This is a genomic window from Streptomyces sp. CB01249 (assembly GCF_001905735.1).
GTDB lineage: Bacteria > Actinomycetota > Actinomycetes > Streptomycetales > Streptomycetaceae > Streptomyces.
This window is the reverse complement of record NZ_LISW01000004.1, coordinates 416,640-428,883: the sequence shown is the minus strand read 5'-3', so window position 1 is coordinate 428,883 and position 12,244 is coordinate 416,640. Positions and strand designations below refer to the sequence as shown.

Sequence of the window (12,244 nt, the reverse complement as noted above, 5' to 3'; positions counted from 1 at the left end):
TCTGGTCTTGGTCTCGGTCACGCCTCCACGGTAGGCGGGGCGACGGGCCGGGTCGTCAGCAGTGTTGCGGATTCCCGGCCGTCCGTCGCAAGTACTACGCGCCCGCCACCACACGTCTACCAGGCGAGCTGGGCGATCTCCTCCGCGACCACCGCGCACGCGTCGGCGGCCGGGTCGATCAGCGGGAAGTGGCCGACGTCCGGCAGCAGGGTCAGCCCCACCGTCTCGCCCTCCTTCGCCGCCGCGTCCACGAACGCCTCGGAGACGGCCGCCGGGACCGTGAGGTCCGTCGTGCCCTGGACGACCGCGGTCGCGATGCCTGTGGGCAGCAACCGGGACGGATCGGCGTGCGCGCTCCGCTCGGCGAAGTCCTCCGCGGCCCCCAGGAGCTGGCCGATCGCCCCCGAGCACACGTCGAGCGCGACCGCCGAGCCGAAGTCCGCGATCGGTGCCAGCGCCACCACGCCCCGCAGCGCGGGCGGCCTAGGGAGCCGCCACGGCGACCCCTCCGGCAGTACGTGCCGGGCGGCGGCCCACAGCGCCAGCTGTCCGCCCGCCGAGTGCCCCGTGACGACGATCCGGCGGACGTCCGCCGCGGGCAGCTCCCGCGCCAGCAGCTCCGGCAGCGCGTCCATCGCGGCGGCGACGTCGTCGAAGGTCTCCGGCCAGCGCCCGGCGACCGGTCCGGTCCCGCGCTGCTGCGGAAGCTCGCTGCCGCGCCGGTACTCCACACTGGCCACGGCGAATCCGTGCCGGGCCAGGAAGTCCGCGAACGGCGACACGTGCGCCCGGTCGTACGGAGCCCGCCACGCGCCCCCGTGCAGCACGACCACGACCGGCGCACCGGTGCGGCCCCCGCGCGGGGCGTAGAAGTCGATGACCTGGTCGGGGTGGCTGCCGTAGGCGGCGGACGCGTCGGGGGCGACGGCCGGATGCGAGAAGGCAGACTCGGTCTCGGCGGCGTCCCGCTCGCGCGCGGCGGAATCCGACATCCTGCTCCACCCTCCCTGTCGTCCGGCCCAACTGGCCTGACCTGCGGGGACGGTACCAGTACGGCGGACCACCCCGCCCACCGGGAATCGGCAGCCCGCACACCGCGCCGGACCCGTCCCGCGCGAGCACCCGCACGGCGCCGTCCGGTGACCGGGGCGAGCCGGTCACCGGACGGATGCGGCAGCCTACGCCGCCGGAGCGCCCAGAACCTCCGCGAGCACCCGCGCCGCGCGTTCCGCGTCCGCGAACCCCACGTACAGCGGTGTGAAACCGAACCGCAGCACATCGGGACGGCGCAGGTCCCCGACGACACCGCGCGCGATCAGCTCGGCCATCACGGGCTCGGCGTCGTCGCACCGCAGCGCGACCTGGCTGCCCCGTTCCGCGTGGGCGGCCGGGGTGACGGAGGTGACCCGCCCCTCGGGGGCGTACGCCTCGACGCACTCCAGGAAGAAGTCCGTCAGGGCCAGGGACTTGGCCCGGACCGCCTCGATCCCGACCCCGTCCCAGACGTCGAGGGACGCCTCCAGGGCCAGCATGGACAGGATGTCCGGCGTGCCGACCCGGCCCCGGACCGCGCCGTCCGCCGGGGTGTAGCCGGGCGTCATCGCGAACGGGTCGGCGTGCGACGTCCACCCCGGCAGGGGCGAGTCGAAGGACGCCTGGTGGCGCTCGGCGACGTACAGGTAGGCGGGCGAACCGGGGCCGCCGTTGAGGTACTTGTACGTGCAGCCGACGGCCAGGTCCACACCGTGCTCGTCCAGGCCGACGGGGAGCGCGCCCGCGCTGTGGCACAGGTCCCAGACGGCGATCGCGCCCGCGGCCCGCACCGCGGCGGTCAGCCCCGGCAGGTCGTGCAGCCGGCCCGAGCGGTAGTCGACGTGGTTGAGCAGCACGGCGGCGGTCCGCGGACCGAGCGCGTCCGGCACGTCCGCGGGAGCGACCGGGACGATCCGGTGACCGGTCATCCGGGCCGCCGAAGCGGCGATGTAGCCGTCGGTGGGGAACGTCTGCGCGTCGACCAGGATCTCGTCGCGGCCCTCCGGCGCCAGCCGGGTCGCGGCGACGAGGGCCTTGAAGACGTTCACGCTGGTCGAGTCCCCGACGACGATCTGCCCGGCCGCCGCGCCGACGATCGGGGCGATGCGGTCACCGATCCGTTCCGGCGCCGTCCACCAGCCGCTCTCGCCCCAGGACCGGATGCGCAGCTCGCCCCACTCGCGGGTAAGGACCTCCTGCACCCGGGCGGGCACGTGGCGGGGCAGCGCGCCGAGCGAGTTGCCGTCCAGGTAGACGGTGTCGTCCAGGGTGAACAGCTCGCGCAGCGGTGCGAGGGCGTCCTCGGTGTCGAGCGCCTGTGCGCGCTCCTGCAGGTCAGACATGGCTGCGGGCCGTCCAGAGCTCGGGGAACACGTTCTTCGTGGCGCGCTTCTCCAGCCAGGCCACGCCCGCCGAGCCGCCGGTTCCGGTCTTGGAGCCCATGGCCCGCCGGGTCGCGAGGAGATGGTCGTTGCGCCATCGCCACACCAGTTCGCCCACATCGGTGAGCACCTCGCCGAGGCGGACCAGCTCGTCGTTCTGGTCCGGGTTGGCGTAGATCTCCGCCCAGACGGCTTCGACCTCGGGCGACGGTTCGTACTTCCGGGTCAGGTCCCGGCCGAGCACGGACTCCGGGATCGCGTGCCCGCGCCGGGCGAGCAGGGCCAGGGCCTCGTCGTACAGGCCGGGCTCCGCGAGGGCCTTCTCCAGCTCCGCGTGGACCCGGGGCGCGCCCCGGTGCGGCACCAGCATGGACGCGGACTTGTCGCCGAGCAGGAACTCCATCCGCCGGTACATCGCCGACTGGAAACCGGAACCCTCGCCGAGCGAGGAACGGTAGGAGTTGAACTGGGCGGGGGTGAGCTGGGCGAGCGGCGTCCAGGAGGCGTTCAGGGCCTCCAGCTCCCGCAGCGACCGCTTCAGCGCGTCCTGCGCGACGTCCAGGCGGTCCTCGCGCATCGCGTGCGCGGCGGTCTCCCACTCATGGACGATGACGGTGAACCACAGCTCCATGACCTGGGTGGTGACCAGGAAGACCATCTCGCCGGGATCGTCCGAGCGGAGGTGCTGGAGGTGGGTCAGGACATCCGCCTGGACATAGTCCTCGTACGGAGTCGTGCCCGCGAAGTCGAGGTGCGGGGTCGCCGCACCGGTGGCTTCGGGGTCGGGGTGAATCGTCGACATCGCTGTCTCCTCGACACGAGCTTCCGGGTAGCGGTCCGCCCCTTCCCCTCGGAAGTGGAGCCCCGGTCCCCTGTTCGCATACTAAACGCCTGCTCCGGACACGCGCAGGCCCCGCAGTCGCGGATGCGGAGCTGCGGGGCCTGCGGTAGGGCGTCTGCTAGCCGAGGGTCTCGGCGGCGGTCGGCGAGGAGTCGCGCAGGAACGACGAGCAGCGCTCGTACTCCTCCTGCTCGCCGATGGCCTGCGCGGCCCGGGCGAGGGCGTGCAGGGCGCGGAGGAAGCCGCGGTTCGGCTCGTGCTCGAACGGCACGGGGCCGTGGCCCTTCCAGCCGGCGCGGCGCAGCGCGTCGAGGCCGCGGTGGTAGCCGGTGCGGGCGTAGGCGTACGACTCGACGACCCGGCCGCCCTCGAACGCCTCGTCGGCGAGCTGCGCCCAGGCCAGCGAGGAGGTCGGGTACTTCGCGGCGACATCGGCGGGCGCGGTGCCGGCGGCGAGCAGTTCGCGCGGCTCCGGGTCGTCGGGCAGGTGGGTCGGGGGCGGGCCCCCGAGCAGGTTCTCGTGGATCGACATGCTCCCAGTGTGCCTGGCACGGGACCGGCCGAGGACCCGGTGGGCACGATTCCGGCCCCCGGCCCGTGCGGCCGGGGAACAGCCCGCGCCCGTCAGCCGGTGGTGTCCGGACGGGCGGCCTCCGGTGCGGGTTCCAGCGGCGGACTCGTGACGCCGCAGTGCACCGCGCACTCGGGCCGCGCGGTGTCGTCCACGGGCGCGGGTGTGCGTACGGTCGCCCAGGCGATCAGCGCACCCAGCACCAGCAGTCCGGCACACATCGGCATCGCCCGCCGGAAGGTCGCGGCGAACTCCCCGGCGTCCCGGTACGCCTCCGGCCCCATGCCGGCGAGCAGCGGCAACGCGGCCACCGCGATGAGGCCGGCGGCGCGGGCGGCGGCGTTGTTGATGCCGCTGGCGAGCCCGGCCCGGCCCGTGTCGACGGAGGCCAGGACGGTCGCGGTGAGGGGGGCCACGACGGTGACGAGACCGACGCCGAGGACGGCCACGGCGGGCAGTACGTCGGTCAGGTACCCGGTGACGGAGTTCGAGCCCGGCCCCACGCGCAGCATCAGCAGCATGCCGGCGGCGGCCGTCAGCGGTCCGACGGTGAGCGGGATGCGCGGGCCGATGCGCTGGCCCAGCTCGCCCGAAGCGGCCGAGAACAGCAGCATCAGGAGGGTGGTCGGCAGCAGCGCGGTGCCGGCGCCCAGTGCCGAGTAGCCGGCGACGACCTGAAGCTGGATCGCGGAGAGGAAGAAGTAGCCGCCCAGCGCCGCGTACACGCACAGGGTGACGACGTTGACGGCGGTGAACTGCCGGGACGCGAACACCGACGGCGGCAGCATCGGATGAGCCCGCCGCCGCTCCAGCTGGACGAAGGCGGCCCCGAGGAGCACCCCGCCCACCGCCGACCCGATCACGGCCGGGGACGCGCCCTCCCCCGGCGCCGCGATCAGCGCGTACGTCACCAGTGCGAGCGCGAGGGCGCCGAGGGCCGCTCCGGCGACGTCGAAGCGCCCCTCGGCGTTCGGATCCCGGGACTCCGGTACGTGGCGCAGCGCGACGGGCACGCAGACGGCGGCGAGCGGCAGGTTGAGCAGGAACGCCCAGCGCCAGCCCGGCCCGTCGACCAGCCAGCCACCCAGGAACGGCCCCACGGCGGCGCCGACCCCGCCGAACCCGGACCACAGCCCGACCGCGCGGGCCCGGTCGTCGGGATGGAAGCTCGCCTGGATCAGGGCCAGCGAGCCGGGCGTCAGCAGCGCGCCGCCGACGCCTTGGAGGGCACGGGCGGCGATGAGCACGGGGGCGTTCGGCGCGAGCCCGCAGACCAGCGAGGCGGCGGCGAACCAGATGACGCCGACCACGAAGACCCGCCTGCGCCCGTAGCGGTCGCCTAGCGCCCCGCCGAGCAGGATCAGCCCCGCGAGGGTCAGCATGTAGGCGTTGACGGTCCACTGGAGCGCGGCCAGGTCGGTGCCCAGGTCGTCGCCGATGCGGGGCAGGGCGACGTTGATGACGGTGGAGTCGAGCATGGCCATGCTCGACCCGAGCACCGTCGTCAGGACGACCCAGCGCCCGGCGGCGGAGGCCACCCGGATCGCGGGCCCGTCCGGCTCGCTCTTCTCCATGGCCTCAGCATCGTCGGCCCCCGGCCGAAGGGCCACCGGGAGCCCTCAGCCGGTGACCCGTACCGCCTCGATGCCCCGGATCAGCGCATCGAGCCCCGCCTCGACCTTGCTCCGCGCGCACCCCACGTTCAGCCGCACGAAGCCGTCGGCCCCGTACGTGCTGCCGGGCATCACCGCGACGCGCTCCCGCTCGATCAGCACCCGCTGCAACGCCTCGTCGTCCTGGACGCCCGCGCGCCGCAGATCGATCCAGGCCAGGTACCCGGCCTGCGGCGGCTGCCACTCCAGGGCGGGGAACGCGGTGTTCAGCCGCTCGGCGACCAGGGCCAGGTTCTCCACGACGTACGCGCGTACCGCGTCCAGCCACGGCCCGCCCTCCCGGTACGCGGCGATGTGCGCGGTGAGCGAGAGCACCGCCGGTGAGGCGAGGCCCTCCGCCGTCTCCATCCGGCGCAGATACTCGGTCCGGTCCTCCGGCCGCCCGATGAGGCCGTACGAACCGGTCAGCGCCGGGAAGTTGAACGACTTCGAGGCCGAGGTGATGACCGCCCAGCGCGCATCGCCGCCCACCCGGCTCCACGGCACGTGCGGGAGCCCGTCGTGCACGAAGTCCGCGTGGATCTCGTCGCTGATCACGGCGACACCGTGGCGCGCGGCGAGCTCGGCCATCCCGGCGAGCTCCGCCTCCGTCCACACCCGCCCGGACGGGTTGTGCGGGGAGCAGACCAGCAGGACCTTGCTGTCCGGCCGCGCGAGCTCCCGCTCCAGCGCGTCCGTGTCTCCCAGCGGCACGCCCCGCAGCTCGCGCCCGAGTCCGTGGATCGCCTTGCGGAAGCCGTCGTACGTGGGCGTGTGCAGGACCACGCCGTCGCCCTCGGCCGTCCACATCTGGAGCAGCTGCGAGAGCTGGCTGAGCACGGACGGCCCGTACACCAGGCTCCCGGTGTCGATCTCGGTGCCGTACCGCGTCGCGTACCAGTGGGCGATGGCCGCCCGGAAGTCGCCCAGCCGCCAGTCCGTGTAGCCGAGCACTCCGTGTTCGAGCCGGGCCCGCAGGGCGGCCAGCACCTCGGGGGCGGTCTCGAAGTCCATGTCGGAGATGGTGAACGGCAGCAGCCCGTCCACCCCGAAGCGGTCCGCGACCCCGTCCCACTGGACGCACCAGGTTCCGCGGCGGTCGATCACGGTGTCGAAGTCGTAGGACGTACTCACAGCTGTTCCCTCGGGTCGTACGTGACGGGTCCGGACATGCCGTGGGCCCGGCACCCCGAGGGGTGACGGGCCCACGCCACACATCCGTACCGGATTACTTCAGCTTGGTGCCGGTGGAGCGCAGGTTGGCGCACGCCTCCGTGACGCGCTTGGCCATGCCGCCCTCGGCGGACTTGCCCCAGCTGCGCGGGTCGTAGACCTTCTTGTTGCCGACCTCGCCGTCGACCTTCAGCACGCCGTCGTAGTTGCGGAACATGTGGTCCACGATCGGGCGGGTGAAGGCGTACTGGGTGTCGGTGTCGAGGTTCATCTTCACGACGCCGTTCTCCAGCGCGGTGGCGATCTCCTCGGCGGTGGAGCCGGAGCCGCCGTGGAAGACGAAGTCGAACGGCGACGTCTTGCCGTACTTGGCGCCGACGCCCTCCTGGAGGTCCTTGAGAAGCTCCGGGCGCAGGACGACGTTGCCCGGCTTGTAGACGCCGTGCACGTTGCCGAAGGAGGCGGCCAGCAGGTAGCGGCCCTTCTCGCCCAGACCCAGCGCCTCGGCGGTACGCAGCGCGTCGTCCACGGTCGTGTAGAGCTCGTCGTTGATCTCGTGGGTGACGCCGTCCTCCTCGCCACCGGTCGGGGTGATCTCGACCTCAAGGATGATCTTGGCGGCGGCGGCCTTGGCCAGCAGCTCCTGGCCGATGGCCAGGTTGTCGGCCAGCGTCTCGGCCGAGCCGTCCCACATGTGCGACTGGAACAGCGGGTTCAGACCCTTGGCGACGCGCTCCGCGGAGACGTCGATCAGCGGACGGACGTACGTGTCCAGCTTGTCCTTGGGGCAGTGGTCGGTGTGCAACGCGACGGTGATGTCGTACTTGGCGGCGACGATGTGCGCGAACTCGGCGAGGGCGACGGCGCCCGTGACCATGTCCTTGTTGTACTGGCCGCCCAGGAACTCCGCGCCGCCGGTCGAGATCTGCACGATGCCGTCGCTCTCGGCCTCCGCGAAGCCGCGCAGGGCGGCGTGCAGGGTCTGGGTCGACGTCACGTTGATGGCCGGGTAGGCGAACTTGCCTGCCTTCGCCCGGTCGAGCATCTCGGCGTATGCCTCGGGGGTTGCGATGGGCATCTGTCCGCTCCTTGGGATGTGCGGGTGTGCGTGCTGGGTCCCTGACCTGGGGGCGACGTCATCGTCGCCCCCATCTTCCCAGACTCTGGTTCCGGCTCCACCCGGCGGTGCCTCCGAGCTCGGAGGGTCCCTGCTCTCCGGCGTACGCCGAAGGCGGTCGGTTTCACGTGAAACCGACCGCCTTCGGGCAAACCACCAGGTCAGGCGAGGTCGAGGTCCGGGACCGTGTACACGTGGACGTACGGAAGGCCCGCCTCGGCGATGGCCGGAGCGGCACCGCGCTCCACGATCACGGCCACGGCCACGACCTCGCCACCGGCCTCGCGCACGGCCTCGACGGCGGTCAGCGGCGAGCCGCCGGTGGTCGAGGTGTCCTCGACGACGAGGCAGCGACGGCCCTTCACGTCCGCGCCCTCGATCCGGCGCTGCATCCCGTGGGCCTTCTGCGCCTTGCGGACGACGAAGGCGTCCAGCTCCTGGCCACGGGCCGCGGAGGCGTGCAGCATCGACGTGGCGACCGGGTCGGCGCCGAGCGTCAGCCCGCCCACGCAGTCGTAGTCCAGCTCGGCCGTCGCGTCGAGCATGACCTGACCGACCATCGGGGCGGCCTTGCCGTCCAGCGTGATGCGGCGCAGATCGATGTACCAGTCGGCCTCCAGGCCGGAGGAGAGCGTCACCTTGCCGTGGACCACGGCCTTGTCCTTGATCTGCTGGAGAAGCTCAGCACGTACGTCAGTCATGGCTACGAGGATAAGGCGCGCGTTTTCCGCGGCAGCCCGCCGGCCGCAGCCCAGCCGCCGGCTCCTCGCGCTCAGAGCCGGCGCCAGCTCCAGGTGGTGGCGATCTCCAGCGGCTCGATCGGGGTGACATAGCGCGGGTCCGTGTTCAGCCCGTTCGGCGGGCCCGACTGCGGTTCCACGCAGACCGCCTCGTCCTGCTCGTCGTAGATCACGACCCACTCGGACCGGCTCTTCACCGTCAGCTCCAGCCGCTCCGGCCAGGTGAGGGTGACGTCGACGCCGTCCGGCATCCCGAAGCAGTCGTCCCACGGGCCGGGCAGCGGCGGAATCCGGCGGCCGGTCGGCAGGTGGTTCTCGCCGCGCTCCTCCTGCCAGGCGGCGTCGAAGTCGATACGGACCTCCTCGCCGGTGTCGAGGCGGCGGCGGAACCACGGGTGCCAGCCCGCCTGGGCCGGGAAGGAGTCCCCGTACGTCTCGATGCCGAAGGCCAATGTGAGGGAGTCCTCGGCCAGTTCGAAGGTCTGGGTCACCCGGCCCGGATACGGCCAGGGGTCGGCCAGGTCGTAGTAGAACGACGCCTGGGTCCCGCTCTCCAGGGCGGTGTGCCACGCCGTGTCGCGGCCCGTGCCGTGGATGGCGTGCGGCGGAGCGGTCAGCGGCAGCTGGTGGAGGACGCCGCCGTCGCGGAACTGCCCGTTCTCGGTCCGCCCGCACCACGGCACCATCGGGAAGCAGCCGTACCGCTCCCCCTGCCGCAGCAGCTCGGTACCGCCGATCCGCAGGCTGCTGATCCGGCAGCCGTTGGCGGGGTTCACGGTCAACTCTGTGTCGCCGACGGAGAGCCGGACGTCCTTCTCGCTACTGCTCACGGGACGACCCTACTGGCGCCGCTACCTCCGGCGCCGCAACGCCCGGCTGACGACCACCGCCGAGGCGAGGGCCAGCGCGGCCGCCGGGGCGACCCAGCGCAGCGTCGCGCCCGCCCCGCCCGATTCCGGCGTGGGCACGGGGGCGTACCGGCCGCGCGGCGGGGAGTGGTCGACCTCCTCCGCGCTGCGCCCGATCATGGTGCGCCGGGCATGCGCGGCCTCGGCCGGAGGCCCGTCCGGCACGGTGAACTCGATCCCGGCGACCGGGTCCAGCGACGACGGCGGGATGGGCGCGTCGAACAGCGACTCCCCCTCCTGCGACGGCTCCGCGTCCGGCTTCCCGTCCTGCTCCGCGCCCCGCTCCCCCGGCTGCTCCGCGCCCGGCGCCTCGTCGGGGGCGGCCTCGTGCGTCGGCAGCGACTCGTCGGCGTCGCTGCGGGGTCCGGAGGCGCTGAGCGGGGAGCCGGCCGAGGGCTCGGGGCCGGTCTGGTCCGCGTCCTCGGCGGCCTCTTCGAGCGCCTTCTCCACGGCCTCCCCGACGGCCAGCTCGTCGGCGCTGACCTCGGCAGCGCCCGGCGTCTCCGGCGTACCGGCGGAAGCCCCGTCGGCGGAAGCCCCGTCGGCGGAGGACCCGTCGGTGGAGGACCCGTCGGCGGAAGCAACGTCGCCCGCCGCCCCGCCGCCCCACGCCTCGTCGGCCGCGCCCTCGCCCTGGGCGGCCAGCGACTCCGTCACGAGCTGTTGGGCGAACCGGTCCAGCAGGCGGTGGGCCGTCGACAGCGCTGCCGCCGGCTCCAGGTCCCGCAGGCGGCCGTCACCGCTCGCCCCGCCCTCGAAGGAGATCGACGTGCCCTCGTCGCCCTCCGTCAGCCGGATGGTCAGGGACAGCTTCGCCGAGCCGCCGCCCCGGGCCTCCGCGCCCTCGCCCTCCACCAGGACGGCGTGCACGGAGTCCACGTCCGGGTCGCCCGGCAACGGTGTGAGGCGCAGGGCGCCCCGGTACGTGATGGTGTGGCCGCCCGCCCGGATTCTGAGCCGGCCCGTCAGGGGGCCCGCCGACGCGTCGGCGTCCTGCTGGAACCCCGGTACACAGCGGGCGACCCGGACGGGGTCACCCAGCGTCCGCCGCAGGGCCGGGACCGGAACCGGAACGAACACCTCATGCTCCATGGTGAACGAGCCTACTCAGCCCCGGCCGTCCCGTCAGCGCTTCCGCGTCCGCGACCGCCCCCGCACCCCGGCGCCGCGCTCACCCGCGGCAGCCCGCACGCCGCGCCTCACCGCTCCTCCCAGTAGCGCGGGTGCACCAGCGTCGAGGGCGCGAGGCCGCTCAGCCGCCCGGCCTCCGCCGTGCGCCCCGCGTCGAGCAGCCCCGGCACGCTCAGCGAGCGCAGCGCGGGCGCGGCCGGGGCCAGGCCGAGCGTGGGCGTCGCCTCCCTCCCGGCCAGCAGGAACCCCCAGCCGCCGTCCCCGTCCGTGCCGCCGCCGGACCGGTCGGGGCCGGCCGCGAAGCCCGACTGGCGCCCGCTGATCCGATAGGGGCGCGGACACAGCCCGGCGGCCCGCATGGAGGCCTCGACCGTCCAGAAGGTGCGCGGCCGGACGACGGCCGGCCCCGCGTGCACCGCGAGCCGTCCGTCCGGGGCGAGGGCCTCGGCGACCAGGCCGTAGAACTCCGCCGAGTAGAGCTTCGTACTGGCGGAGATCCCGGGGTCGGGGAGGTCGGAGATCACCACGTCGTAGCGGCCGCGGGCGGTCCGCAGCCAGGTGAACGCGTCGCCGGTCACCGTCGTCACGCGGGGGTCGTCCAGCGCGTGCGCGTTCAGCGCGGAGAGCGCGTGGTCCGTACGGGCCAGTCGGGTGACGGCCGGGTCCAGCTCGACCAGGGTCAGGCTCCGCACGTCCGCGTAGCGCAGCACCTCCCGCGCCGCCAGCCCGTCCCCGCCGCCCAGGATCAGCACCCGGGCGCGCGCCCCGTTCATCGCGGGGTGCACCAGCGCCTCGTGGTAGCGGTACTCGTCGCGGGAGCTGACCCGCAGCCGCCCGTCCAGATAGAGGTCCAGGGAGCTGCGGCCGGCCCCGGTCAGCACGACCTCCTGCACATCGGTCTGCACGGCGACCCGCACCTGGTCCCCGTACACCGCGCGCCGCGCCGCCCGCTCGAAGTCGTCGGCCAGCAGCGCGGCCGCGGCCAGCACCGCGATCACCGTGACGTTGGCGGCGATCAGCAGCCATCGCGCCCTGGGGGTCACGTCCCGCCGGAACACCCACAGCACCAGCGCCCCGCCCGCCGCCGCGTTCACCGCGCCGGTCAGCAGCGCGCCGGTGAGCTGGCCGAGCATCGGCAGCAGCAGGAACGGGAAGGCGAGGCCGCCGACGAGCGCGCCCACGTAGTCCGCCGCGAACAGATCGGCGACGGCCCCGCCCGCGTCCTGCCGGTCCACCCGCTGGATCAGCGTCATCAGCAGGGGGATCTCCGCGCCGATCAGGATACCGATCGTCAGCGAGAAGCCGACCAGCGCGTACCGCGATTCGCCGAACCAGGCGAACGACGCGTAGAGCACCAGCGCCGAGAAGCCGCCCACCAGGGCGAGGGCCGCCTCGATCAGCCCGAAGCCCACCGCGGCCCGGTTGCGTAAACGTTTCGCGAGCAGCGAGCCGATCCCCATCGCGAACACCATCACGGAGAGCACCACGGACGCCTGGGTGACCGAGTCGCCGATCAAATAGGAAGCGAGCGCCACCAGTTCGAGCTCGTACACCAGACCGCAGGCGGCACAGACGAAGACGGCGGCCAGCACGAGATACCGACCGGTCCTCGGTCGGACGGGAAGCCGCGCCGCGCCCCCTCGCAGCGACACCTGCTGGTCGATCATGCCGCGAACGCTACGTCACCGATCGCTTGC

General features: G+C 73.6%; 11 protein-coding genes. All 11 read right to left on the bottom strand.

The annotated features are described in order from the left end of the window. Window positions 1-116: 116 nt before the first annotated feature. On the bottom strand, window positions 117-992 hold the full coding sequence (locus tag AMK18_RS21590; protein WP_073863998.1) for an alpha/beta hydrolase family protein: 876 nt from the start codon (window positions 990-992) through the stop codon (window positions 117-119). 186 nt (window positions 993-1,178) lie between these two features. Beyond that, a complete protein-coding gene (gene kynU / locus AMK18_RS21585; RefSeq protein WP_073863996.1) occupies window positions 1,179-2,375 on the bottom strand; it encodes a kynureninase in 1,197 nt (398 codons plus the stop codon). Continuing rightward, window positions 2,368-3,216: a tryptophan 2,3-dioxygenase family protein gene (locus AMK18_RS21580; protein WP_073863994.1), complete on the bottom strand. Its 849-nt coding sequence runs from the start codon at window positions 3,214-3,216 to the stop codon at window positions 2,368-2,370. Before AMK18_RS21580 ends, kynU begins: the two co-directional genes overlap by 8 nt. Window positions 3,217-3,373: 157 nt before the next feature. Next, the gene (locus AMK18_RS21575; RefSeq protein WP_018102096.1) at window positions 3,374-3,787 is read right to left on the bottom strand and encodes a DUF3151 domain-containing protein; all 414 of its coding nucleotides are present in this window, start codon (window positions 3,785-3,787) and stop codon (window positions 3,374-3,376) included. A 92-nt stretch (window positions 3,788-3,879) separates the two neighbouring features. Further along, window positions 3,880-5,400, bottom strand: coding sequence for an MFS transporter (locus AMK18_RS21570; protein ID WP_073863992.1), 1,521 nt, complete (start codon window positions 5,398-5,400; stop codon window positions 3,880-3,882). Window positions 5,401-5,445: 45 nt separating this feature from the next. Next, a complete protein-coding gene (locus tag AMK18_RS21565; RefSeq protein ID WP_073863991.1) occupies window positions 5,446-6,612 on the bottom strand; it encodes a MalY/PatB family protein in 1,167 nt (388 codons plus the stop codon). A 94-nt stretch (window positions 6,613-6,706) separates the two neighbouring features. Continuing rightward, window positions 6,707-7,729, bottom strand: coding sequence for a class II fructose-bisphosphate aldolase (fbaA, locus tag AMK18_RS21560; RefSeq protein ID WP_018102093.1), 1,023 nt, complete (start codon window positions 7,727-7,729; stop codon window positions 6,707-6,709). A gap of 200 nt (window positions 7,730-7,929) precedes the next feature. Further along, window positions 7,930-8,469: an orotate phosphoribosyltransferase gene (gene pyrE, locus AMK18_RS21555; RefSeq protein ID WP_018102092.1), complete on the bottom strand. Its 540-nt coding sequence runs from the start codon at window positions 8,467-8,469 to the stop codon at window positions 7,930-7,932. Between the two features lie 71 nt (window positions 8,470-8,540). Further along, window positions 8,541-9,338 carry an aldose epimerase family protein gene (locus AMK18_RS21550; RefSeq protein ID WP_018102091.1) on the bottom strand — a complete coding sequence of 266 codons (798 nt, stop codon included), beginning with the start codon at window positions 9,336-9,338 and terminating at the stop codon, window positions 8,541-8,543. A gap of 21 nt (window positions 9,339-9,359) precedes the next feature. After that, a complete protein-coding gene (locus AMK18_RS21545; RefSeq protein WP_073863989.1) occupies window positions 9,360-10,496 on the bottom strand; it encodes an SRPBCC domain-containing protein in 1,137 nt (378 codons plus the stop codon). A 119-nt stretch (window positions 10,497-10,615) separates the two neighbouring features. Beyond that, window positions 10,616-12,214 carry a polyamine aminopropyltransferase gene (locus AMK18_RS21540; protein WP_073863988.1) on the bottom strand — a complete coding sequence of 533 codons (1,599 nt, stop codon included), beginning with the start codon at window positions 12,212-12,214 and terminating at the stop codon, window positions 10,616-10,618. Window positions 12,215-12,244 lie beyond the last annotated feature (30 nt).

Excerpts from the sequence above, each read along its gene's own strand:
- kynU (WP_073863996.1), bottom strand. The coding sequence starts at position 2,375 with ATGTCTGACCTGCAGGAGCGCGCACAGGCGCTCGACACCGAGGACGCC.
- AMK18_RS21580 (WP_073863994.1), bottom strand. The coding sequence starts at position 3,216 with ATGTCGACGATTCACCCCGACCCCGAAGCCACCGGTGCGGCGACCCCG.
- AMK18_RS21540 (WP_073863988.1), bottom strand. The coding sequence starts at position 12,214 with ATGATCGACCAGCAGGTGTCGCTGCGAGGGGGCGCGGCGCGGCTTCCC.
- fbaA (WP_018102093.1), bottom strand. The coding sequence starts at position 7,729 with ATGCCCATCGCAACCCCCGAGGCATACGCCGAGATGCTCGACCGGGCG.
- AMK18_RS21570 (WP_073863992.1), bottom strand. The coding sequence starts at position 5,400 with ATGGAGAAGAGCGAGCCGGACGGGCCCGCGATCCGGGTGGCCTCCGCC.
- AMK18_RS21590 (WP_073863998.1), bottom strand. The coding sequence starts at position 992 with ATGTCGGATTCCGCCGCGCGCGAGCGGGACGCCGCCGAGACCGAGTCT.
- pyrE (WP_018102092.1), bottom strand. The coding sequence starts at position 8,469 with ATGACTGACGTACGTGCTGAGCTTCTCCAGCAGATCAAGGACAAGGCC.
- AMK18_RS21575 (WP_018102096.1), bottom strand. The coding sequence starts at position 3,787 with ATGTCGATCCACGAGAACCTGCTCGGGGGCCCGCCCCCGACCCACCTG.